At 71.5% G+C, this 23,966-nt stretch carries 16 protein-coding genes and 1 tRNA gene; 7 read left to right on the top strand and 10 right to left on the bottom strand.

The features are described from left to right. Positions 1-22: 22 nt before the first annotated feature. Positions 23-778, bottom strand: a complete 756-nt coding sequence (locus AB0P07_RS09525) for a FadR/GntR family transcriptional regulator (protein ID WP_365547468.1) — start codon at positions 776-778, stop codon at positions 23-25. Between the two features lie 106 nt (positions 779-884). Here AB0P07_RS09525 and AB0P07_RS09520 point away from each other — a divergent pair, with 106 nt between their 5' ends. Together AB0P07_RS09520 and AB0P07_RS09515 are read left to right on the top strand one after the other, a co-directional pair. Continuing rightward, positions 885-2,621: an IlvD/Edd family dehydratase gene (locus AB0P07_RS09520; RefSeq protein ID WP_365547466.1), complete on the top strand. Its 1,737-nt coding sequence runs from the start codon at positions 885-887 to the stop codon at positions 2,619-2,621. Between the two features lie 49 nt (positions 2,622-2,670). Beyond that, positions 2,671-3,858, top strand: coding sequence for a fumarylacetoacetate hydrolase family protein (locus AB0P07_RS09515; RefSeq protein WP_365547463.1), 1,188 nt, complete (start codon positions 2,671-2,673; stop codon positions 3,856-3,858). 12 nt (positions 3,859-3,870) lie between these two features. Here AB0P07_RS09515 and AB0P07_RS09510 read toward each other — a convergent pair whose 3' ends face one another. Genes AB0P07_RS09510 through AB0P07_RS09495 form a run of 4 tightly spaced genes read right to left on the bottom strand, consistent with a single transcriptional unit; the run spans position 3,871 to position 9,397 of the window. After that, on the bottom strand, positions 3,871-6,267 hold the full coding sequence (locus AB0P07_RS09510; RefSeq protein ID WP_365547460.1) for a glycoside hydrolase family 3 N-terminal domain-containing protein: 2,397 nt from the start codon (positions 6,265-6,267) through the stop codon (positions 3,871-3,873). A gap of 22 nt (positions 6,268-6,289) precedes the next feature. Next, entirely contained in the window at positions 6,290-7,186 is an 897-nt protein-coding gene (locus tag AB0P07_RS09505) for a carbohydrate ABC transporter permease (RefSeq protein ID WP_365547457.1), read from the bottom strand. A gap of 1 nt (position 7,187) precedes the next feature. Next, positions 7,188-8,090: a sugar ABC transporter permease gene (locus tag AB0P07_RS09500; RefSeq protein WP_365547454.1), complete on the bottom strand. Its 903-nt coding sequence runs from the start codon at positions 8,088-8,090 to the stop codon at positions 7,188-7,190. Further along, positions 8,087-9,397: an extracellular solute-binding protein gene (locus AB0P07_RS09495; protein WP_365547451.1), complete on the bottom strand. Its 1,311-nt coding sequence runs from the start codon at positions 9,395-9,397 to the stop codon at positions 8,087-8,089. Before AB0P07_RS09495 ends, AB0P07_RS09500 begins: the two co-directional genes overlap by 4 nt. Positions 9,398-9,741: 344 nt before the next feature. Between AB0P07_RS09495 and AB0P07_RS09490 the strand changes: the two genes are divergently transcribed. Then, a complete protein-coding gene (locus tag AB0P07_RS09490) occupies positions 9,742-10,770 on the top strand; it encodes a substrate-binding domain-containing protein (RefSeq protein WP_365547448.1) in 1,029 nt (342 codons plus the stop codon). Between the two features lie 96 nt (positions 10,771-10,866). Here the strand turns inward: AB0P07_RS09490 and fusA are convergent, their stop codons facing one another. Both fusA and AB0P07_RS09480 read right to left on the bottom strand, forming a co-directional pair. Continuing rightward, positions 10,867-12,963 (bottom strand): elongation factor G, encoded by a 2,097-nt coding sequence (fusA, locus tag AB0P07_RS09485; RefSeq protein WP_365547445.1) that lies wholly within the window; start codon positions 12,961-12,963, stop codon positions 10,867-10,869. A gap of 382 nt (positions 12,964-13,345) precedes the next feature. After that, positions 13,346-13,430 (bottom strand) — tRNA-Leu (locus tag AB0P07_RS09480). A gap of 151 nt (positions 13,431-13,581) precedes the next feature. Here AB0P07_RS09480 and AB0P07_RS09475 point away from each other — a divergent pair. Next, entirely contained in the window at positions 13,582-14,913 is a 1,332-nt protein-coding gene (locus AB0P07_RS09475; protein WP_365547443.1) for a DUF2254 domain-containing protein, read from the top strand. A gap of 24 nt (positions 14,914-14,937) precedes the next feature. On the opposite strand, the gene AB0P07_RS09470 is transcribed toward AB0P07_RS09475, so the two are convergent. The 3 genes from AB0P07_RS09470 to sucC are packed head-to-tail and all read right to left on the bottom strand — an operon-like array spanning position 14,938 to position 18,610. Then, positions 14,938-16,509, bottom strand: a complete 1,572-nt coding sequence (locus tag AB0P07_RS09470; protein ID WP_365547441.1) for an aldehyde dehydrogenase family protein — start codon at positions 16,507-16,509, stop codon at positions 14,938-14,940. Further along, a complete protein-coding gene (sucD, locus tag AB0P07_RS09465; protein WP_365547438.1) occupies positions 16,506-17,453 on the bottom strand; it encodes a succinate--CoA ligase subunit alpha in 948 nt (315 codons plus the stop codon). The genes AB0P07_RS09470 and sucD overlap by 4 nt, the downstream gene beginning before the upstream one ends. A 14-nt stretch (positions 17,454-17,467) precedes the next feature. Further along, positions 17,468-18,610 carry an ADP-forming succinate--CoA ligase subunit beta gene (sucC, locus tag AB0P07_RS09460; protein WP_365547435.1) on the bottom strand — a complete coding sequence of 381 codons (1,143 nt, stop codon included), beginning with the start codon at positions 18,608-18,610 and terminating at the stop codon, positions 17,468-17,470. Positions 18,611-18,750: 140 nt separating this feature from the next. Between sucC and AB0P07_RS09455 the strand changes: the two genes are divergently transcribed. From AB0P07_RS09455 to AB0P07_RS09445, 3 genes are read left to right on the top strand one after another with little or no spacing between them, the layout of a single operon-like run. Next, on the top strand, positions 18,751-20,433 hold the full coding sequence (locus AB0P07_RS09455; protein WP_365547433.1) for a thiamine pyrophosphate-binding protein: 1,683 nt from the start codon (positions 18,751-18,753) through the stop codon (positions 20,431-20,433). Between the two features lie 19 nt (positions 20,434-20,452). Then, positions 20,453-21,712: a formyl-CoA transferase gene (gene frc / locus AB0P07_RS09450; protein ID WP_365548116.1), complete on the top strand. Its 1,260-nt coding sequence runs from the start codon at positions 20,453-20,455 to the stop codon at positions 21,710-21,712. 4 nt (positions 21,713-21,716) lie between these two features. Beyond that, complete coding sequence (locus AB0P07_RS09445) at positions 21,717-23,861, top strand: acetate--CoA ligase family protein (protein WP_365547430.1); 2,145 nt, start codon at positions 21,717-21,719, stop codon at positions 23,859-23,861. Positions 23,862-23,966 lie beyond the last annotated feature (105 nt).

The raw sequence follows: 23,966 nt of genomic DNA, 5'->3' as shown, positions 1-23,966 counted from the left end.
CGCGGGTCTCAGCGGCGGCAGGTCATCCGGCGTCGCCCGGGGTCGCGTTCGGCATGCCCGGTGACTGGGCGATCTCCCGTTCGGCGGCTTCGATCAGGGCCAGTACGGCCTCGGCCGCGGCCTCGGGGTCGCGCGCCTCGACGGCCCGGAGGATGGCCCGGTGCCCCGGCAACGAGGCTTCCACCGCTCCCGGGGTCTGCGTGCTGATGAGAAAACTGTGCTCCAGGGCGATCTCGACGGCCCGGCCGAGTGAGCCGAGGAGACGGTTGCCGCTGGCGGCGAGCAGGGCCCGGTGGAAGGCGAGGTCGGCCTCGACGTAGCCACTGCGGCCGGGTGCCGCCGCCGCGGCCTCCATGGCGGCCAGCGACTCGTGCAGGACTCGCAGGTCGTCGGCTCCGGCCCGGTGGGCGGCGAGCCGGGCCGCCTTCGGCTCGACGATCAGGCGCAGTTCGCCCGTGTCGCGCAGCAGGGACGCGGCGTCCCCGTCCTGCTTCCAGCGCAGGACGTCCCGGTCGAGATGGTTCCAGTGCTCCGGCGGCAGCACCCGGGTGCCGGTGCGCGGTCGTACCCGCAGCATCCCCTTGGCCATCAGTGCCTTGACCGCTTCTCGCACCACCCCGCGGCTGACGCCGAGTTCGGCCGCGAGCGCGTCCTCGACGGGCAGTGGGTCCCCCGGGTTCCAGACGCCGCCCACGACGCGCCGCCCCAGCTCGTCGACCACACGCTGGTGCGTGGTGGGGAAGTGTTCCACGATCTCTGCCCGCCCTCTGGACGCCATTCATCGAATCATTTAATGATTGTGGCACAGGGTGCGGCCCGCGGACCCTCAGCCGAGAACGCCCCTTCGTGAGACGGACGACGCCACAGCCGACGGGAGTGACCGCATGACCGACGGGCAGAGGACGAGCCGACGCAGCCAGGCATGGTTCGGCGCACAGGGCCGCGGCGGGATGATCTACCGCTCCTGGATGCGCAACCAGGGGCTCGGGCACGAGGTGTTCGACGGGCGCCCCGTCATCGGCATCGCGACCAGCGCCTCCGAACTCGCCCCGTGCAACGCTCATCTGACCCACGTCGCCGAAGCCGTCAAACGCGGCGTGTGGCAGGCGGGCGGGCTGCCGCTGCAGTTCCCCACCATGGCCACCGGCGAGACCTTGATGCGCCCCACCGCCATGCTGTACCGCAATCTGATGGCGATGGAGGTCGAGGAGCTGATCCGGGCCAACCCGCTCGACGGGGTCGTGCTGCTGTCCGGCTGTGACAAGACGACCCCCGCCATGCTCATGGGCGCCGCCAGCGTCGACCTGCCCGCCGTGATGGTCACCGGCGGGCCGATGCTCAACGGCAAGTACCGGGGTCAGGACGTGGGGTCGGGCACCCAGGTGTGGAAGTTCGAGGAGGATCTGAAGGCCGGCCGGATGACGGAGGAGGAGTGCTTCTTCGCGGAAGGCTGCATGGCCCGCTCGAACGGGCACTGCATGACGATGGGGACCGCCTCGACGATGGCCTGCGTGGCGGAGGCGCTCGGCATGCAGCTGCCCGGTTCCGCGGCCTGGCCCGCGGTCGACTCCCGCCGGATGGAGACCGCGCAGGCGGCCGGGCGGCGCATCGTGGAAATGGTGGAGGAGGAGCTGCGCCCCTCGCGGATCCTGACCCGGGAGGCGTTCGCGAACGCCGTCCGGGTCAACGCGGCCGTCGGAGGCTCCACGAACGCCGTCATCCACCTCACCGCCCTCGCCGGGCGCGTCGGCGTCGAGTTGAGCCTGGCGGACTTCGACGACCTGGTCCGCGCGGTGCCGACGCTGGTCAACCTGATGCCCAGCGGCAAGTACCTCATGGAGGACTTCTGCTACGCGGGCGGCCTGCCGGCCGTCCTGGCCGAGCTGCTCAAGGGCGGGCTGCTGCACGGCGACCAGATCACGGTCACCGGACGCACCGTCGCCGACAACACCGCGCACGCCGAACGCGTCGGCTCCGACGTCATCACCCCTCTCGACGCCCCCTTCCAGCCGGCCGGCACCGGCATCGCCGTGCTCCGCGGCAACCTGTGCCCCGACGGGGCCGTGATCAAGCAGTCCGCCGCGTCGCCCCACCTGCTCACCCACCGCGGCCCCGCGCGCGTCTTCGACTCCCCGGAGGCCTACCACGAGGTGGCCGACGACCCGGAACTCGACGTCGACGAGAACACCGTCGTCGTCATCCGCAACGCCGGCCCCAAGGGATACCCCGGGATGCCCGAGGTCTCCAACGTCCCGCTCCCCGCCAAGCTGCTGAAGGCCGGTGTCAAGGACCTGGTGCGGGTCTGCGACGGCCGGATGAGCGGCACGGGGTACGGGACGGTGGTCCTGCACGTGGCGCCCGAGGCCGCCGTCGGCGGTCCCCTCGCCCTGGTGCGCGACGGCGACCCCGTCGTCCTCGACGTTCCGAACCGCACCCTGCACCTGGACGTGGACGACGCCGAGCTCGCCCGGCGCCGGCAGTCGTGGAGGGCATCGGCCGAGCAGTACGGCAGCGGCTACACCTGGCTCTACACGCAACACGTGGAACAGGCCGACCGGGGAGCCGACTTCGGCTTCCTGCGCGGACGCCGTGGACACGACGTCCCCCGCGACTCCCACTGAGCGCGGCCCCGGGCCACCGCACTCCCCCGAACCCAGGAGGGCATCGATCGTGGAATCGGCAGCAGTACACCCTCGTCCGGTCCTCACCGGGTCCTGTGTCCTGCCGGAGGACGCCGACCGCGCGGCCCTCGTGGCACGCGTCCACGCCCCGGAATGGGACGGGCCGTGTGTGGCCGCGGTGCGCGGGGAGCGGGTCGTCGACCTGACGGCCGTCGTTCCCACCGTCTCCGACCTCATGGAACGCGACGACGCGGCGGCCGTCGTCCGCGAGGCCGACGGAGGACGCGTCTGGCACCTGGACGAACTGCTCGAAGCACCGCACGGCCGTCGTGACGTTGCCCATCTGCTCGCGCCCGTCGACCTTCAGGTGATCAAGGCCGCCGGCGTCACCTTCGCCGGGAGCCTGCTGGAACGCGTCATCGAGGAGCGCACGGGCGGCGACCCGGCGCAGGCCGCCCGGGTACGGGCCCGTGTCGAGCGGGTGGTGGGCGGCGAGCTCGACGGCGTCCATCCCGGATCGCCCGAGGCGGACCGGGTGAGGGAACTGCTCGTCGCCGAGGGTCTGTGGTCGCCGTACCTGGAGGTCGGCATCGGTCCGGACCCGGAGGTGTTCACCAAGGCGCCGGTCCTGTCCGCGGTCGGCGTCGGCGCCGACATCGGAGTGCTCGGCGCCTCGGTGTGGAACAACCCCGAGCCCGAGGTCGTCCTCGTCGTGGACTCGCGCGGCCGCGTACGCGGCGCGACGCTCGGCAACGACGTCAACCTCCGTGACGTCGAAGGACGCAGCGCACTGCTGCTGGGCCGTGCCAAGGACAACAACGCCTCGTGCGCGATCGGCCCGTTCATCCGCCTGTTCGACGACGGCTTCGACCTCGACGCCGTCCGCGGGCTCGACGTCGGCCTGCGGGTCGACGGCCCGGAGGGCTACGCACTGCACGGCAGCAGCTCCATGCGCGAGATCAGCCGCGACGTCCTGGACCTGGTGGCCGCCACCCACGGTCCGCACCATCAGTACCCCGACGGCTTCGTGCTGTTCACCGGGACGCTGTTCGCCCCCACCGAGGATCGGACGGCACCGGGGTCGGGTTTCACCCACGAGCACGGCGACGTCGTACGCATCTCCAGCCCGCGACTCGGCACCCTGGTCAACACCGTCGTCACCAGCGAGCAGGCGGCGCCGTGGACGTTCGGCATACGTGCGCTGACGCGCAGTCTCGCCCGGCGCGGCGTGCTGTGAGCCACCGGATTCTCAAGCGGCTCCCGGCGGATGGTCCCGCTCCCGGACGATCACCGACCGCAGGCGTCGCGTGTGGTCCGGATACCGTGCGGCCCCGGTCAGCGTGACCCCGGCGACAAGGCGGTGTTCCGCGCTGGAGGCGGCCAACCGCAGTTCCAGCTCACCCGGTTCGACCACGCGCCGGCCGTCGCGTCCGGTGAAGGAAGCGATGTCGGCCGGGACCGTGGCACGCAGCCGTACGGCCTCGCCCGGCTCCAGGTCGACCCGGGCATGGCCGACGAGACGCTGCACCGGCTGGACGACGGAGGCGACGGGGTCGTGCAGATACAGCTGCACGACCTCGGTTCCGGACCGTTGGCCCGTGTTGCGGACGGTGAAGGCGAGACGGAACTCGCCGTCCGTCGGCGCCTCCTGCACGTCGACCCTCAGGTCCGTCCAGTCGAAGCACGTATAGGACAGGCCGTGGCCGAAGGCGAACGCGGGCGTCGGGTCGACGTTCGACACTGCTCCGGCGTGGGCGAGCCGCGCGCCGAGGTAGGTGGCCGGCTGCGAACCCGGCCCGCTCGGCACGCCGACCGGAAGCCGCCCGGAGGGATTGACGCGGCCACTGAGCACACCGGCGATCGCGTGCGTGCCCTCCTCCCCCGGGAAGAAGGACTGCACGATCGCGGCGCCCTCCCCCACGGCCCGCCCGAGTGCGTACGGCCGCCCCGCGAGCAGCACGGTGACCACGGGGGTCTCCTGGTCGAGCAGGGCATCGAGCAGCTGTTGCTGCGCCCCCGGCAGTGCCAGCGAATCGGCGTCGCACCCCTCCCCGCTGGTGCCCCTCCCGAAGAGCCCCGCGCGGTCCCCGAGCACCACGACCGCGATGTCGGCCGCGCGTGCCACGCATGCGGCCTCCGGGATGCCGCTGAGCTCCCCGTCGTCGATCCCGGTACCCCGGGAGAGCGTGATCTCGGCCTCGGGGAACTCCGCGGCGAGGGTGTCGCGCAGCGTCGGCAACTCGATGCCGAGCGGGGTCCCGGGGTGGCGGACGCCGATGTGCTGAGGGAAGGAGTAGCAGCCGAGCACGGCGGTGGGCTCGTCGGCGTTGGGACCGAGCAGGGCGATGCGGCGAGGCCGGTCCAGCGGCAGGGTGCCGTCATTGCTCAGCAGCACCACCGCCTCCTGAGCGATCGTGCGGGCGAGGTGCCGGTTCTCCGGCCCGTCCAGGTCGATCCGGCCCCTCAGGGCTTCCGGATGGTCGAGATCCGCCCCCTCCAGTGCGGCCGGCACCGGGTTCCAGTCCGGATCGAGCATGCCGAGCCGCGCCTTCTGCGTGAGTGTCCGGCGAAGGGCGCGGTCCACCAGCGCCTCCGGGACGCGCCCGTCCGCGACGGCCTCTGCCAGGGGAGCGCCGTATGTCTTGACGTTGGGCAGCTCGACGTCGACGCCCGCCCCCAGCGCCAGTCCGGCCGCGCCGGACCAGTCGGCCGCCACCCCGTGCAGCGTCTTGAGGAAGGCGATGGCGAAGTAGTCGGCGACGACGGTGCCGTCGAAGCCCCAGGTGTCGCGCAGCAGCCCGGTGAGCAGGTCCTCGTCGGCCGCGGCGGGGACGCCGTCGGTGTCCGTGTACGCGTTCATCACCGACCGGGCGCCGCCTTCGCGTATCGCCATCTCGAACGGGGGCAGCAGGACGTCCGCCCGCTCGCGGGGGCCCACGGAGGAGGGGGCGAGGTTGCGGCCGGCGCGTGAGGCCGAGTAGCCGGCGAAGTGCTTGAGGGTGGCGACGATCCCGGCCGACTCCAGCCCGCGCACATAGGCCGTACCGATGGTGCCGACGAGGTACGGGTCCTCACCGATGGTCTCCTCGACCCGGCCCCAGCGGGCGTCCCGCACCACGTCCAGGACGGGAGCGAGTCCCTGGTGGACACCGACGGCGCGCATGTCGCGGCCGATGGAGGCGGCCATGCGCCCGACCAGGTCCGGGTCGAAGGTGGCGCCCCAGGACAGCGGGACCGGGTAGGCGGTCGCGCCCCAGGCGGCGAAGCCGGCCAGGCACTCGTCGTGAGCGAGCGCGGGAATGCCGAAGCGGTTCCCGGCGGCGATCCGCATCTGGGTGCGGGCCAGGGAGAGCGCCCCCAGCGCCGGATCGACCGGAACCGTCCCGAAGGGCCGGGTCAACTGGCCCAGCCCGGTAGGCAGGAGCGCGTCGAGATCCACGGCCTCCTCCATGTCGTGCTGGTGCGGGGCGACCTCGTCGCCTTCGTCGGAGGCGCCCACCCAGACTCCGTACAGCTGGGCGGTCTTCTCACCGAGCGTCATCGCGGCGACGAGCGCGTCGACGCGCGCCGTGACGGAGGCGGTGGTGTCGTTCCAGAGCGGGGCGGTGGCGGTGTTCTCGTTCTCTTCGGCCACGTTGGCGTTCACTTTCCTCCCACGTCGGCGTCGGTCAGCGACTGAATCCGGCGGTCAGACCGCTCAACAACTGGCGGCGGCCGAAGGCGTACAGGATCAGGACGGGCAGGGTGGTGAGGACGACCGCGGCCAGAACGGCGGGGACGTTGACCCCGTACTGGCCCTGGAAGGTCCACAGCGCGAGCGGCAGGGTCCGGCGCTGCGGGCTTTGGGTGAGCACCAGTGGCAGCAGGAATCCGTTCCAGATGGTCAGTGCGTTGAAGATGGTCACGGTGAGGATGGCCGGTCGGGTGAGCGGTGCGGCCAGCCGCCACATCGTCGTCCATTCGCCGGCGCCGTCGACCCGCATCGAGTCGAACAGTTCGTTGGGCACGTCCCGGACGAAGTTGGCCAGCACCAGCACCGACAGCGGGATGGCGAAGGCGACGGACGGCAGGATCAACGCCAGCAGGCTGTCGTACAGCTGGAGTTTGATGATGATCAGGTAGACGGGGATCACGGTCGCCTGCAGCGGGATGGCCAGGCCCATGAGGAACAGGCCGTTCATCGCGCGCAGTACCCGCATGCGCCGGCCTCGGACGATCGCGTAGGCCGCCATGAAGGAGAACACGACCGCCGGCACCACGGCGCCGACCGTGACCACGACGCTGTTCGCGAAGTAGCGGAGGAAGTCGGACTCGAGGACCAGCCGGTAGTTGTCCAGTGTCGGGTCGGCCGGAGGCACCAGCGGGTTCTCCGCGTAATAGCGGCTCTGGGCCTTGAGGCTGGTGATGAGGGTCCAGTACAGGGGCACAGCGACGACGACCAACCAGAGCCATCCCGCCAGACCGCCGGCCCAGTTGCGCCGGCCGGTCACCCGGGACGAGCGCTGTGGCCGGTCGCGGCCGGCGGCCTCGGGCGGCCGTCGTGCCTCGGACAGTGTGGTGGTCACCTCAGACTCCCTCGAGTTGGCTCGCGCCGGCGTCCCGGCCGCCGAGCCGGCGCAGCAGCAGCGCGAGGGCCAGACCCACCAGGACCAGGATGACCGCGATGACGCTGGCCGGTCCCATCAGACTGGCCTGGAATCCCCGCTTGTACATGTCCAGTGCGAGCACCCGGGTGGCGTCCCCGGGACCGCCCTCGGTCAGCACGAAGATGAGATCGAAGAAGGTCAGCGACCCCACCACCATCAGCGTGGACGAGGTGATGACGGTGTACTTCAGCTGGGGCAGGGTGATGCTGAAGAACTGCCGGATCCGTCCGGCCCCGTCCAGCTGCGCCGCCTCGTAGAGTGACTTGGGGATCTGCTGGACGCCGCCCTGGTAGATCAGGGTGTGGAACGGGACGAACTGCCAGGAGACGACGAAGACGACGACACCGAACGCGAGCCCCGGCCGCCCCAGCCAGTCCTGGACCAGCAGCGGCAGCTTCAGTCCCGCCCCGAGCCCGAAGTTGGGATCCAGCAGCGCCTTGTACGCGATCGCGATGGCGGCGGAGCTGAGCATCAGGGGGACGAAGTAGACCACGCCCAGCACCGCGCGGTACCGCTGGCGGCCCGCCAGGAACGTGCCGAGCAGAATGCTCAGCGGTGTCTGAACGGCCCAGGACACGGCCATCACCAGGAACGTCACCCACAGGGCGTGCGGCAGCCCGGGGTCGGTGAGCACCGCGCGCCAACTGTCCAGCCCCGAGCCGCGGATGGTGCCGATCCCGTCCCAGGTGGTGAAGCTCAGCGCGAAGACACCGACGAGCGGAACCACCGCGAAGCCGACGTAGACCACCAGCGCCGGCGTCGCCAGCCACGGCAGGATGCTGTGCGGTGGGCGACCGGGCGAGTGGCCCGTGTGCGGGCTCATGTGCCGATGACCGCGTTGAGGTTGGCGGCGAACTGCTGCGGCGAGACGGACAGCTGGAACAACTTGGCGACGTTGTCCAGCAGCGTCTCGGCGGCGGTCGGGCTGAGGGCCTGGTCCCAGGACTGCACGAACGTCTTGGCCTTGCTGGCGATGCCGTAGTTCACCTGGAGGAAGTCGGCGCTCTTGGAGGCGGCCAGGAGCTTCTCCGTGCCGACCCGGACCGGAACGGACCCGTTGTCGATCCACGCCTTCACCTCGGCGTCCTGGAGGACACCGGTCGCGAAGAACTCCTTGGCGATCTTCTTCTCCTCCTCGGTGGCCTTGGCGGAGAGGGAGAGGTACTGGGCGGGGTTGCCGACCGCGTTGCTCGGATCGCCCTTGCCGCCGTCGACGGGCGGGAAGTTCATGTAGCCGAGGCCGCCACTGGCGACGAAGTCACCGCCGTCGGCCTGCTGGATGCCGTACGACCACGCGCCGTGCAGCATCATCGCGGCCTTGTCGGTGTAGAGCAGCGCCTGGTCCGCGTTGGAGTCCGCGGTGATGGACGAGAAGCCCTTGATGAAACCGTCGGCCTCGACCAGCTCCTGCACCCTGGTCAGCGCGGTGATGGCGTCCGGGTGCGACCAGGCGTCCTGCTGGCCGTCGATGACGGCCTGGAACACCTCTGGACCGCCGATGCGGTCGAACAGGAACTCCAGCCACATCATGTTCGTCCACCGGGACTGCCCACCGAGGGAGAACGGCGCTATGCCCTTCGCGTTGAACCGGGGCACCAGCGCCATGATGTCTTCCCAGGACTCCGGTGGCTCGGCGCCGACCTTCTCGAAGACCCTCTTGTTGTAGTAGAGGACGATGGGCTGCACGGCGTCGCACGGGACCGCGTAGATCCTGCCGTCCACGGTCGCCGCGCCGAAGGACGACGGGAAGCGCGCCTTCTTGACCTCGGGATGTTCGTCGAACCACGAGGTGAGGTCGTCGACCTGGCCGGCTTCCGCGTAGGTGCGCAGCGTCCCGCCGCCCCAGCCCCAGATGATGGTGGGCGCCTGCCCCGCACCGATGGCGGTCTTTATCTTGGTCTTGTAGGCGTCGTTCTGGAACGTCGTGTCCTTGATCCGGCTGTCCGGGTGGGCCTTGTTGAAGGCGTCCACCGCACCGGCTCGGACGCCTTCCTGCGGCTGGCCGTTCAGGTACCAGTACGTGGCTCCGCCACCGCTCTTGCCGGGTCCGGACGAGCCGCAGGCCGCCAGCGCCGCGGAGACCGGCACACCGGCGGCCATGCCTAGGAGAGTACGTCGGGAGAGCGCCATGTCTTTTCTCCGCACCCGAGAGCCGTCGGCTTCTCGTGACTCGTGGTGAAAGGTTTTCGAAATCGCCTTCTCCGAGCTCTGGTCTGCAAGTTAGGGAGCAGACTGACAAGGTGTCAAGACACGTGCGGGAGCGTTACCCTGCTTCAGGAAACGTTGCCAGGACTGGGTTTTGACGACCGACAAGGAGCCCCGACAGCTCCGAAACAGTTTCGAAAGGCATGACTGCGGGGCAGAGAAGATGAGGTGACACGAGTCGCGTTGCCGTACTGTTGACCGGCTCCACCCGCGTTGCCGGCCCGAGCGGCGACTCGCCACACGGTGGACGTACCCGTGGGAGGGAACCGATGCGACCGGACGCGAGGCGCACCACGTTGGCGGACATCGCACGAGCGGCCGGGGTGTCCGTGGCGACGGTGTCCAAGGTGGTCAACGGCCGTGGCGACGTGGCTCCGCAGACCCGCACCCGGGTGCAGGAACTGCTGCACCAGCACCACTACCTCGCCCCCGTGTTCCGGCACACGGAGGCGGTGGAGAGCCCCACCATCGAGGTGCAGTTCCGGGGTGGACTGAAGTCGTACGTGGCCGAGACCCTGGAAGGGATCATCGATTCGGCCTCCGAGTCCGGGGCCTCGGTGGTGATCAGCAAGGCATCCGGTGCCCCGCACTGGGCCCGGGACCTGGTCTCGGCCGGGCGTCGTGCCGTCATCGCGGTCACCAGCGTGTACACCACGGCGCACCTGAACGAACTGGCCCGGTCCGGGCTGCCCCTGGTGGTACTGGACCCGTTGCACCTGCCGGACAGCCGGATCCACAGTGTCGGAGCCACCAACTTCGCGGGCGGCCTGGCCGCGACCCGGCACCTGCTCTCCCTCGGCCACCGCCGAGTCGCCTATCTCGGCGGACCCGCCATGGCCGTGTGCAACCAGGCACGCCTGCACGGCTACCGCGCCGCCATGGAGGCGGGCGGCGTCCCCGTACCCGATGCCTACACCCGGCCGGGGGAGTTCACCTATGAGACCGGACTGCTCGGAGCCGCGGCGCTGCTGGACCTGGACGAGCCACCCACCGCGGTCTTCGCGGGCAACGACGAGATCGCCGTCGGTGTCGTCGAGGCCGCCCGTGCCCGAGGCCTGCGCGTCCCGGAGGACCTGAGTGTGGTCGGCTTCGACGACACGAGCCTCGCCCGGATGGCATCGCCGCCCCTCACCACCGTCCGCCAGCCCTTGCGCGAGATGGGCGGTGCCGCCCTGCGCACCGCCCTCCGGCTCGCCAACGGTGAGCGGGTCGATTCCCACCACATCGAGCTCGCCACCGAACTCGTGGTACGCGCCTCCACGGCCCCGCCCCGCGCGGTGTCCCCGCAGCGCGGGTAGCCGGAGAGGAAGGGGCCGGGTCTCGAAGACCGCCGCCACACGGGAGTCCACGGTTCGGCACCCTCATGCCCGGGGCGTGAGGGTGCCGCGCCGCGCCTACCGCGTGGTCGTGACGGTCGTCACGACCGGCGCCGGTGCGTAGCCGGTGGGCCGGGCGGTGAAGGTGCCGCGGCCCTGGGTGCGGCTGCGCAGCCGGGTCGCGTAGCCGAACAGCTCGGCCAGCGGCACGGTGGCGGTGACCACCGCCGCGCCGCTCCGCGTGCCGGAGCCGGTGACCCGGCCGCGGCGCGCGGCGAGGTCACCGAGCACGCCGCCGACCGCGTCCTCGGGCACGGTGACGGTGACCTCCACGACCGGTTCCAGCAGGACCATCTCCGAGGCGCGCAGGGCCTCGCGGAGACCGAACCGGCCGGCGGTGCGGAAGGCCGTGTCCGAGGAGTCCTTCACATGGGTCCGGCCGTCGGTGAGCGTGACCCTCAGGCCGGTCACCGGGTGCCCGCCGAGCGGACCCTCGGCGAGGGCGTCCCGGCAGCCCGCCTCGACGGCCCGGACGTACTCCTGCGGCACGCGTCCACCGACGACCGTCGAACGGAACACGAACCCGCCCGCGCCTTCCGTGCGGTCGCCGTCCTCCTTCCACGGCTCGACGTCGAGCACGATGTGCGCGAACTGCCCGGCGCCGCCGTCCTGTTTGACGTGCCGGTGGACCAAGCCGGTCACACCCGCGCCGACCGTCTCGCGGTGGGCCACGCCGGGACGGCCGACGGCGACGTCGAGTCCGTGCTCGCGCCGGACGCGCTCCATCGCGACCTCCAGATGCAGTTCGCCCATGCCCGACAGCACGGTCTGCCCGGTCTCCGGGTCGGTCCGCACGGCCAGCGACGGGTCCTCCTCGGTCAGCCGGGCGAGCGCGGCGGCCAGCCGTTCGGTGTCGGTGGAGCGCCGGGCCTCCACGGCCACGTGCACGACCGGTTCGGCCACGCCGGGTGGTTCCAGGAGCAGCGGAGCAGCCGGTGCGCACAGGGTCGAGCCGGCGCGGGCCGACTTCAGTCCGACGACGGCGACGATGTCCCCGGCGACCGCGCGGTCCAGCGGGTCGTGCCGGTCGGCCCGTACCCGCAGGATGCGGCCGATGCGCTCGGTGCGGCGCGTTCCCGCGTCCCACACGGTGTCTCCCTTCTCGATCGTGCCCGAGTAGACCCGGACGTACGTCAGCCGTCCGGTCGGGGTGGCGTTCACCTTGAACGCCAGTGCCGCCATCGGTGCCGCCGGGTCGGTGGGCCGTTCCTGCTCCGTGCCGTCGTGCGTGCCGCGCACCGGCGGTACGTCGAGCGGCGAGGGCAGGTACGTCACCACGGCGTCGAGCAGCGGTTCGACACCACGGTTGCGGTAGGCCGAGCCGCACAGCACGACCACGCCGTCGCCGGTGCGCGTCAGGTCGCGCAGGGCGGTGGCGAGGGTGGCCGCGGTGAGCGTCTCCCGGTCGCAGAACTCCTCCAGTGCGGCCGGATGCCGTTCCGCCACCGCCTCCTCCAGCAGCCGGCGCCTGTGTGCCGCCTCCTCGCGCAGGGCGTCGGGCACCGGCCCCTCCTCGGCCGCGTCCGCGCCGGCGGCCCAGACGAGGGAGCGCATGCGCACCAGGTCGACGACGCCGGTGAAGCCGTCCTCCGCGCCGATGGGCAGCTGCACGGCCAGCGGCACGGGGTGCAGCCGTTCGCGGATGGAGGCGACGGCGGTGTCGAGGTCGGCACCCGCCCGGTCCATCTTGTTGACGAAGGCGATCCTGGGCACACCGTGCCGGTCGGCCTGCCGCCACACCGACTCGCTCTGCGGCTCCACTCCCGCCACCGCGTCGAACACCGCGACCGCGCCGTCGAGTACGCGCAGCGAGCGCTCGACCTCGTCGGCGAAGTCGACGTGCCCCGGGGTGTCGATGAGGTTGATCCGGTGACCGTCCCACGAGCAGGAGACCGCCGCGGCGAAGATGGTGATGCCGCGGTCGCGTTCCTGCGGGTCGAAGTCGGTGACGGTGGTGCCGTCGTGGACCTCGCCGCGCTTGTGGGTGGTGCCGGTGGCGAAAAGGATCCGCTCGGTGACGGTGGTCTTGCCGGCGTCGACGTGGGCGAGGATGCCCAGGTTGCGGACTCCGGCGAGCGGGTCGGTGCTGGTGCGGGTGTTGAGGTGGGTGCGCACGGCCTGTGGCCTTTCGCTGCTCGGTCGAGCTCATCTGTGAACAGGGCGGCGCGATTCCCGGGACCGGACGTGCGGGGACAGGGCCAGGGGCCACACGAGGGCGGGGCGGGAGTGGCGTCGCGTCAGATGCCGGTCGCGGGCGTCCGGTGCCGGCCGCGCAGCGGACACCGGAGGGCCGAAGACACCAGGATCACCTCGTACCGGGACGGGGGAACGACGGCAGCGGTGCGGATGCGCACGGCCCTGCTCCCCTCACTCGGTCTCGATCCCGGTGGGGTGAGTGTAGGGAGGCCGGGTCCGGCGCCGCACCGGCTTTTCCGTCCGGGAACGCGAAATGCCGGCCGAGATCTCTCCCGACCGGCATCATGCACTGCCTGTCTTGTGTCCGAGGGGGGACTTGAACCCCCACGCCCGATAAAGGGCACTAGCACCTCAAGCTAGCGCGTCTGCCATTCCGCCACCCGGACGAGGTGTCTGTCGCGGTGCGGGGTGTCCCCCGCGGCGACATGGACAACCATACCAAGGTTTCGCGGTGCCTTTCACCTGCGTTTCCTTCCCCCGCCCTCTCCCTGAGCGGCGGTCCGGGACCGGCGGCTCCGCTGCGCCTAGGGTCGCACCATGAGTGACTGGATGGTTACGCAGGGGCCGCTTCCGCGTCGTCGGCCGCGGGCGCTGTCGCCGCTCAGGGAGCATCTGCGGGACACGTTCTGGTTCGCGCCCACCGCGGCCATGGTGGGTGTCCTCTTGGTCTGGCTGGCGGCCCAGGAGCTCGACGCCGCCCTCGTGCGTTCGCTGCAGGACGACGGCGACTACGACACGCTCGCCGAGCTGCTGCGCTTCGCGGACGACGCGAAGACGGTGGTGTCGGCGGTCGGCTCGGCGATGATGACGTTCATCGGCGTGGTGTTCAGTATCTCGCTGGTCGCCGTGCAGATGGCGAGCGGGCAGTTCACCCCGCGGGTGGTGCGGCTCTTCGTCCGCAGCCGGATCACCAAGACGACCTTCGCCGTGTTCCTCGCCACCTTCGTGCTGACGCTGCTCGTCCTGACCAGCTACGACAGCAACGCCGACCCCCGCACCGCCGTGTCCGTGCCGCTGGTGCAGTCGGTGCTGACCCTGGTCATGGTCGCGCTGAGCCTGCTGCTCTTCGTGATGTACGTGAACGCCACGCTGCGGCTGATGCGGGTCAGCCACGTGATCGCCCGGATCGCCGCCGAGTCCTTCCGGGTGGCGGCGCTGACGCCGGTGCCGACGGGCGGCGGCGAGGTTCCCGGCCTCGGGCCGGCGACGGCGTGGGTCGCCCACGACGGGCAGGCGGGTGTGCTGCGGGACGTGCATGTCGCCCGGCTGGTGCGGGTGGCCCGCAAGCACGGGGTGGTGCTGCGGTTGGTCCCGCGGATCGGTGACTTCCTGGTGCCGGGCACACCGGTCCTGGCGGTGCACGGCGGGGCGGCTCCCTCCCGCCGGGCGCTGCGGTACGCGCTGTCCGTGGGGGTGGAGCGCACCTTCCACCAGGACCTGGCGTTCGGGCTGCGCCAGCTGTCGGACATCGGCCTGCGCGCCCTGTCCCCCGCGGTGAACGATCCGACGACCGCCGTGCAGGCACTGGACCGGGTCGTGCAGATCCTGGCCACGCTGTCCCGGCGGCCGCTGGAGGCCGTGCCGCACCGGGACCGGCGCGGCACGGTCCGGCTGGTGCAGCCCGTGCCCGGCTGGACGGAGCTGGTGGACCTCGGGTTCGCCGAGGTGCGTGCCTGCGCCGTCGGGTCGCCGCAGGTCACACGGCGGCTGCTGGCCGGCCTCGACGACCTGCTGCTGCTCGTGCCGCCGGAGCGACGCGGGCCGCTGCTGCGCCACCGCGAGCTGCTGCGGCAGGCCGTCGAGCGGACCGCGCCGACCCCGGCGGACCGGGCCTTCGCCCTGCGGCCGGACCGGCAGGGCATCGGGTGACCCGAGGCGGCCGTCGGGGCCGCCTCAGGTCACCCGCGGCATGAGGTGGTGGTCCGGGAAGTTCCCCGGCAGCCGCTCCCCCGCCGGGCCGCGGGTGACGGCGCGTACCAGCAGCTCACCGCCCACGAAGGCACCGCGCCAGGATCCGCCATGCCCGCCGAACAGCTCCTCGCGGTCGCCGCGGGAGCGGGGCACGCCGTGACCGACCTTGAACGCCCGGATCTGCGGCGCCAGCCTCTCGTACGTCGCCGGGTCGTCCGTGGACAGGGTGGCCACGAGCGCGCCGTTGGAGGCGTTCATCGCGGCGAGCAGCTCGGCCTCGGTGTCGGCCAGGACGATGGTGTCGACCGGGCCGAAGGGTTCCGCGTGGTGCAGCGGTGAGGACCGGGGCGGGTTGAGCAGCGTGACCGGCTGGACGTAGGCCGAGGTGTCCTGGCCGGGCAGGAACCGGGCGTCGACCGCGCTGCCGCGGTGCAGCGGGACGGCGCCGCGGTCGACGGCCTCGGCGACCTGGTCCTGGAGCTCCTTGGCCTTGGCGGCGTTGATCACCGGACCGAAGTCGAGCGCCGGATAGGGGTCGTCCGGGGCCGCGACGGCGAGCGGGTGGCCGACGCGCAGGGTGCGGACCGCCGGGAGGTACGCCGCGAGGAACGCGTCGAACGCCTGCCGCTGGACGACGAAGCGCGGGTAGGCGGTGCAGCGCTGCTTGCCGTAGTCGAAGAGCTTCGGGATCACTCGTGCGAGCGCGTCCCAGTCCGTGAAGTTCCAGATGCCCCAGGTGTTGAGTCCCTCCTGTTCGAGGATGTGCCGCTTGCCGAGGTCGGCGACGGCGGTGGCGACGGCGGCACCCGTGTCCCGGCCGCCGACGAAGGAGACGCAGCCGATCTCGGGCGCCCGCACCAGCGCCTGGGACAGCTCGCCGCCGCTGCCGCTGAGGAGGGTGACGGGCAGTCCCTCGCGGGCGGCCAGCGCGCAGGCGAGCGTCAGGCAGGCGACGCCGCCGTCGGTCGGGGTCTTGGCGACGACCGCGTTGCCCGCCAGTGCCTGGACCAGCATGGCGTGAACGAGCACGCTCATCGGGTAGTTCCAGCTCGCGATGTTGGACACCGGGCCGTCCAGCGGGGCGCGGCCGTCGAGCATGTCGTCGATGCCGTCGACGTACCAGCGCACGCCGTCGACGGCCCGGTCGACGTCGGCCTGTGCCGACCGCCAGGGTTTGCCGATCTCCCAGACCAGTAGCAGGGCGAGCAGTTCACGGTGCTGGGTCAGGGCGTCGAGGGTGGCCGCGACGCGGGCGCGGCGTTCGGGCAGGGGGACGTGGCGCCAGGCCCGGTGCTGGTCGAGCGAGGCGCGTACGGCGTGCCGGGCCGTCACGGCGTCGAGCCGGGGCGGGCCGGCGACCGGGGTGCCGTCGACCGGGCTGGTGGCCGGCAGGACCCGGCCGTCCGCCCGCCAGCCGGCGTCCCAGAGGTTGAGGACGCGGTCGTCGCGGAACGCCTCGGGCGCGACGGCGCGGCAGCGGCGCCAGGCGTCGGCCCACGAAGTGCCGGACTTGAGGGTGAGGGCTGCGGTGCCCCGCGCGCCGGCCGCCGTCATGGGCGGGCTCCGTCACGGGCCGCGCCGTCGTGTGCGGTGCCGTCATGCACCGCACCGTCATGGGCGGTGCCGTCGAGTACGGCGAGTACGTGCCGTGCCGTCTCGGTCGGTGTGCTCCCGACCCGTACGCCGGCCGCCTCCAGCGCCTCCCGCTTGGCCCGTGCCGTGCCAAAGGAGCCGGACACGATCGCGCCGGCGTGGCCCATGGTGCGGCCCTCGGGCGCGGTGAAGCCGGCGATGTAGCCGACGACGGGCTTGGTGACGTGCTCGCGGATGTAGGCGGCCGCGCGTTCTTCCGCGTCGCCGCCGATCTCGCCGATGAGGACGATCAGTTCGGTGTCGGGGTCGTCCTGGAAGGCGGCGAGGCAGTCGATGTGGCTGGTGCCGACGACGGGGTCGCCGCCGATGCCGACGCAGGTGGAGAAGCCGATGTCGCGCAGTTCGTACATGAGCTGGTAGGTGAGCGTGCCCGACTTGGAGACCAGGCCGATACGGCCGGGCTTGGTGATGTCCGGCGGGATGATCCCCGCGTTGGACTGGCCGGGGGTGATCAGGCCGGGGCAGTTGGGCCCGATGACACGGGTGCCCTTGGCCTGGGCGTGGGCGGTGAGGGCGACGGAGTCGTGGACCGGGATGCCCTCGGTGATGACGACCGCGAGGCCGATGCCGGCGTCGCATGCCTCCACCACCGCGGCCTTGGCGAAGGCGGGCGGCACGAAGACCACGGTGACGTCGGCGCCCGTGCTCTCGACGCCCTCGCGGACCGAGCCGAAGACGGGGACGGCCCGGTCGTCGAAGTCGACGGTGCGGCCCGCCTTGCGCGGGTTGACGCCGCCGACGACGTCGGTGCCGGCGGCCAGCATGCGGCGGGTGTGCTTCATGCCCTCGGCACCCGTCATGCCCTGGACGAGGACCTTGCTCTCCTTGGTGAGGTAGATCGCCATCTCGTCCTGTCTCCTTATCCGGCGGTGGGCGCCGCGGTGGCGAGTCGGGCGGCACGGCGGGCGGCGCCGTCCATGGTGGTGGCCTGTTCGACCAGGGGATGCGCGCGTGCGTCGAGCAGCGCCCGGCCCCGGGCCGCGTTGGTGCCGTCGAGGCGCACGACGAGCGGCTTGGTCAGCCGCACCTCGTCCAGGGCCCGGACGATGCCGTCGGCGACGACGTCGCAGGCGGTGATGCCGCCGAAGACGTTGACGAGGACGGACTGCACGTCGGGGTCGGAGAGGATGACCGACAGCCCGTCGGCCATGACCCGGGCGGAGGCGCCGCCGCCGATGTCGAGGAAGTTGGCGGGGCGGGCGCCGCAGCCGGCGACCACGTCGAGCGTCGACATGACCAGCCCGGCGCCGTTGCCGATGACGCCGACCTCCCCGTCGAGCTTGACGTAGTTGAGGCCCCTGGCGCCGGCCCGCGCCTCCAGGGAGTCGTCGGGCGCCGGTTTCTCGTCGCCCCAACGGGACTGACGGAAGCGGGCGTTGTCGTCGAGGGTGACCTTGCCGTCGAGGGCCACGATCCGGCCCTCCACCGTCCTGACCAGCGGGTTGACCTCGACGAGGAGGGCGTCCTCGCGGACCAGCACCTTCCACAGCCGCACCAGGGTGTCGACGGTCTGCGGGGGCAGTCCCGCGGCGTCGGCGATGCGCACCGCGGTGGCCGTGTGCACGCCCGCGACGGGATCGACGGGGATGCGTGCCACGGCCTCGGGCCGCCGGGCGGCGACCTCCTCGATCTCCGTGCCGCCCTCCGCGGAGGCGACGGCGAGGAATCCTCCGGATGCGCGGTCGAGGACGTAGGAGACGTAGAACTCCCGCTCGATGTCGCACGGTTCGGCGAGCATGACGGTGTCGACCGGGTGCCCCTTGATGTCCATGCCGAGGATGCGCCGTGCGGCCTGTTCGGCCTCGGCGGGGTCGGCGGCCAGGCGCACGCCGCCCGCCTTGCCGCGTCCGCCGGTCTTCACCTGCGCCTTGACGACGGCGCGTCCGCCGAGGGCGCGGGCGATCTCCCGGGCGCGTTCGGGCGAGTCGGTGACCTCCGCCCTCGGCACCACGATTCCGTGTTCCTTGAAGAGTTCCCTTGCCTGGTGTTCGTACAGGTCCATCTCGGCTCCTGACTGAAAGTGCCGCACGCCCCCTGGACACCACCCACCGGATGCGGGATAACAAGCTTCATACAGTATTCGTCGACTGTATGCAATGTACGAGAGCGCCCCATCCCCTCGTGAAGGGACAGGACTTCGCCATGCCCGACGACACCCAGGACGTCATCTCCGGCGGCCACCTCGTTGCCAAGGCACTCAAGGCCGAGGGGGTCGACCGCATCTACACCCTGTGCGGCGGCCACATCATCGACATCTACGACGGCTGCGTCGACGAGGGCATCGAGGTCGTCGACGTACGCCACGAGCAGGTCGCCGCGCACGCCGCCGACGGATACGCGCGTCTCACCGGCAAGCCCGGCTGCGCGGTGGTCACCGCCGGACCGGGCACCACCGACGCCGTCACCGGCGTCGCCAACGCCTTCCGCGCCGAGTCGCCCATGCTGCTGATCGGCGGTCAGGGCGCGCACAGCCAGCACAAAATGGGGTCCCTGCAGGACCTGCCGCACGTCGACATGATGACGCCGATCACCAAGTTCGCGGCGACCGTGCCGGACACCGCCCGCGCCGCCGACATGGTGTCGATGGCGTTCCGCGAGTGCTACCACGGCGCCCCCGGGCCGTCCTTCCTGGAGATCCCGCGCGACGTGCTGGACGCCAAGGTGCCGGCGGACAAGGCGCGGGTGCCGAAGGCCGGGGCCTACCGTGCCTCCACCCGCTCGGCCGGTGACCCGGAGGCCGTCGAGAAGCTCGCCGACCTGCTGGTGCACGCCGAGAAGCCGGCCATCCTGCTCGGCAGCCAGGTGTGGACGACCCGCGCCACCGAGGCAGCCGTCGAACTGGTCCGCACGCTCAACGTCCCGGCGTACATGAACGGCGCGGGCCGGGGGACCCTTCCGCCCGGCGACCCGCACCACTTCCAGCTTTCGCGCCGCTACGCCTTCTCGGGCGCCGACCTCATCGTGATCGTCGGCACGCCCTTCGACTTCCGCATGGGTTACGGCAAGCGGCTCTCCCCCGACGCGACCGTCGTCCAGATCGACCTCGACTACCGCACCGTCGGCAAGAACCGCGACATCGACCTCGGCATCGTCGGCGACGCGGGGCTGGTGCTGAGGTCGGTGACCGAGGCGGCGTCCGGACGGATCAACGGGGGCGCGGCGAAGCGCAAGGAGTGGCTGGACGAGCTGCGCGCGGCCGAGCGGACGGCGCTGGACAAGCGGCTGCCGCAGCTCAGGTCGGACGCCTCCCCCATTCACCCGTACCGGCTGGTCAGCGAGATCAACGACTTCCTCACCGAGGACTCGGTCTACATCGGCGACGGCGGCGACATCGTCACCTTCTCCGGGCAGGTCGTGCAGCCCAAGTCGCCGGGCCACTGGATGGACCCGGGGCCGCTGGGCACACTCGGTGTCGGCGTCCCCTTCGTGCTGGCCGCCAAGCAGGCGCGGCCCGACAAGGAGGTCGTCGCCCTCTTCGGCGACGGCGCCTTCTCGCTCACCGGCTGGGACTTCGAGACGCTGGTCCGCTACGACCTCCCGTTCGTCGGCATCGTCGGCAACAACTCGTCGATGAACCAGATCCGCTACGGCCAGGCCGTGAAGTACGGCAAGGAGCGCGAGCGGGTCGGCAACACGCTCGGCGACGTGCCCTACGACCAGTTCGCCCGGATGCTGGGCGGCCACGGCGAGGAGGTCCGCGACCCCGCCGACATCGGCCCCGCGCTGCGCCGGGCCCGCGAGTCCGGCAAGCCGTCCCTGATCAACGTCTGGGTGGACCCGGACGCGTACGCCCCCGGAACCATGAACCAGACGATGTACAAGTGAGGTGACCCCCATGACCGGCATGACCGGCACGACAGGCACGACCGGTACGCCTGCGAAGGCCCTTGAGGGCATCCGCGTCCTGGACATGACGCATGTGCAGTCCGGGCCCTCGGCGACCCAGCTGCTCGCCTGGCTCGGCGCGGACGTCGTGAAGCTGGAGGCGCCGCACGGCGACATCACGCGCGGGCAGCTGCGCGATCTGCCGGACGTCGACTCCCTCTACTTCACGATGCTCAACTGCAACAAGCGGAGCATCACCCTCAACACCAAGACGGAGCGCGGCAAGGAGATCCTCACCGAGCTGATCCGCCGCTCGGACGTCATGGTCGAGAACTTCGGCCCCGGCGCGGTGGACCGGATGGGGTTCACCTGGGACCGCATCAGGGAGATCAATCCACGGATCGTCTATGCCTCCGTCAAGGGGTTCGGCGAGGGCCCGTACACCGCGTTCAAGGCGTACGAGGTCGTCGCGCAGGCCATGGGCGGATCGATGTCCACCACCGGTTTCGAGGACGGGCCGCCGCTGGCGACAGGGGCGCAGATCGGGGACTCGGGCACGGGCGTGCACGTCGTGGCGGGCATCCTCGCCGCCCTCTACCAGCGGGAGCACACCGGACGCGGTCAGCGGGTGAACGTGGCCATGCAGCACGCGGTGCTCAACCTCTGCCGGGTGAAGCTGCGCGACCAGCAGCGCCTGACTCGTGGTCCACTCGCCGAATATCCCAACGAGGACTTCGGCGACGAGGTTCCCCGCTCCGGCAACGCGTCCGGCGGCGGGCAGCCGGGCTGGGCGGTCAAGTGCGCGCCGGGCGGCCCCAACGACTACGTGTACGTCATCGTCCAGCCGGTCGGCTGGCGGCCGCTGAGCGAGCTGATCGGCCGGCCTGAGCTGGCGGAGGACCCCGAGTGGGCGACGCCGCAGGCCCGGCTGCCGAAGCTGAACAAGATGTTCCAGCTGATCGAGGAGTGGTCGTCCACCCTGCCCAAGTGGGAGGTGTTGGAGCGGCTGAACGCCCACAACATCCCGTGCGGGCCGATCCTGTCCACCAAGGAGATCATCGAGGACGAGTCGCTGGTCGCCAACGAGATGGTCGTCACCGTCCCGCACCCCGAGCGCGGCGAGTTCGTGACCGTGGGCAGCCCGCTCAAGCTCTCGGACTCCCCTGTGCGGGTGACGAGTTCGCCGCTGCTGGGCGAGCACAACGAGGAGGTCTACGTCGGCGAGCTGGGCCTCGGCGACGAGGAACTGCGCCTGCTCAAGTCGAACGGGGTGATCTGACGTGATGGCCGAGGACCGGCGCGCGCGGGTGCGCGAGCTCCTGGACGCCGTACGGGCCGAGGGGCGCACGGCGCTCACCGCGCCCGAGGGCAAGGTGCTCGCCGACGCCTACGGGATCGCCGTACCGGGCGAGGAGCTGGCGCGGGACGTCGACGAGGCGGTGGCGTGCGCGGCGCGGTTCGGCGGACCGGTGGTGATGAAGATCGTCTCGCCGGACATCCTGCACAAGACCGACGCCGGTGGTGTGGTCGTCGGGGTGGAGGACGCGGCGGACGTGCGGGCGGCGTTCTGCCGGATCGTCGACAACGCGCGCGCGTACGACGCCTCCGCGCGGATCGAGGGCGTGCAGGTGCAGGAGCTGCTGCCGCGGGGACAGGAGGTCATCGTCGGGGCGGTCACCGATCCGACGTTCGGGAAGGTGGTGGCGTTCGGGCTCGGCGGGGTGCTGGTCGAGGTGCTGAAGGACGTCACCTTCCGGCTGGCGCCCGTGGACGCCGACGAGGCGCTGTCGATGCTGGACTCGATCCGGGCGGCGGAGGTGCTGCGCGGAGTGCGCGGGCAGGCCGGGGTGGACCGGTGGGCGGTGGCGGAACAGATCCGCCGGGTCTCCGAACTCGTCGCCGACTTCCCGGAGATCGCCGAGGTGGACCTGAACCCGGTGATCGCCACGCCCGAGGGTGCGGTCGCGGCCGACATCCGGGTGATCCTGGCGACCGACGCACCGAGGCAGCGGCGCCGGTACACACGCGAGGAGATCCTGACCTCGATGCGCCGCCTGATGCAGCCCTCTTCGGTGGCGGTGATCGGCGCGTCGGGCGAGCCGGGGAAGATCGGCAACTCGGTGATGCGCAACCTCGTCGACGGCGGTTTCGCGGGCGAGATCCACCCGGTGAACCCCAAGGCCGATGACATCTTGGGCCGCAAGGCGTACAAGAGTGTCACCGACGTTCCCGGTGAGGTGGATGTGGCGGTCTTCGCGATCCCCGCGCGGTTCGTGGCGGCGGCCCTGGAGGAGGTGGGGCGCAAGCGGATCCCCAACGCCGTCCTCATCCCCTCCGGCTTCGCCGAGACCGGTGAGCAGGCGCTCCAGGACGAGATCGTGGCGGTCGCCGAACGGCACGGCATCCGGCTGCTGGGTCCGAACATCTACGGCTACTACTCGACCTGGCAGGACCTGTGCGCCACGTTCTGCACGCCGTACGACGTCAAGGGCGGCGTCGCGCTGACCTCGCAGTCGGGCGGCATCGGGATGGCCATCCTGGGCTTCGCGCGGACGACGAAGACCGGCGTTTCGGCGATCGTGGGCCTCGGCAACAAGTCGGACCTGGACGAGGACGACCTGCTGACCTGGTTCGGCGAGGACCCGCACACCGAGTGCATCGCGATGCACCTGGAGGACCTCAAGGACGGCCGCGCCTTCGTCGAGGCCGCGCGGGCGACCGTGCCGAAGAAGCCGGTCGTCGTGCTCAAGGCGGGGCGTACGGCGGCGGGTGCGAAGGCCGCCGGATCGCACACCGGGGCGCTCGCCGGGGACGACGCCGTCTACGACGACGTGCTGAAGCAGGCGGGCGTCATCAGGGCTCCGGGACTGAACGAGATGCTGGAGTACGCGCGCGCGTTGCCGGTGCTTCCCGCCCCCGAGGGCGACAACGTGGTGATCATCACCGGCGCCGGCGGCAGCGGGGTTCTGCTCTCGGACGCGGTGACGGACAACGGGCTGTCGCTGATGGAGATACCGCCCGACCTGGACACGGCGTTCCGCGCCTTCATCCCGCCGTTCGGCGCGGCCGGCAACCCGGTGGACATCACCGGGGGCGAGCCGCCGTCGACGTACGAGGCGACGATCCGGCTCGGCCTGGAGGACCCGCGCATCCACGCGCTCGTCCTCGGCTACTGGCACACCATCGTCACGCCTCCCATGGTGTTCGCCGAACTCACCGCGCGCGTGGTGGCCGAGTTCCGCGAGCGCGGCGTCGAGAAGCCCGTGGTGGCCTCCCTGGCGGGTGACGTCGAGGTGGAGGAGGCGTGCCAGTACCTCTTCGAACGCGGCGTCGTGGCATACCCGTACACGACCGAGAAGCCGGTGGCCGTGCTCGGCGCCAAGTACCGGTGGGCGCGGGCCGCGGGCTTGTTGGGGGGCGGTTCATGACGTGAGACGGCGAGGGGCCGGCCGACGGGTGCGCGTCGGCCGGCCCCGGGGACCCGCGCGCGCACGAAAGGCATTGGACAGGGGGCGCTGGCCAGAGCTTTCGAC

This window comes from Streptomyces sp. NPDC085944 (assembly GCF_040686295.1).
GTDB lineage: Bacteria > Actinomycetota > Actinomycetes > Streptomycetales > Streptomycetaceae > Streptomyces > Streptomyces salinarius.
This window is presented reverse-complemented; position numbering and strand designations above follow the sequence as displayed.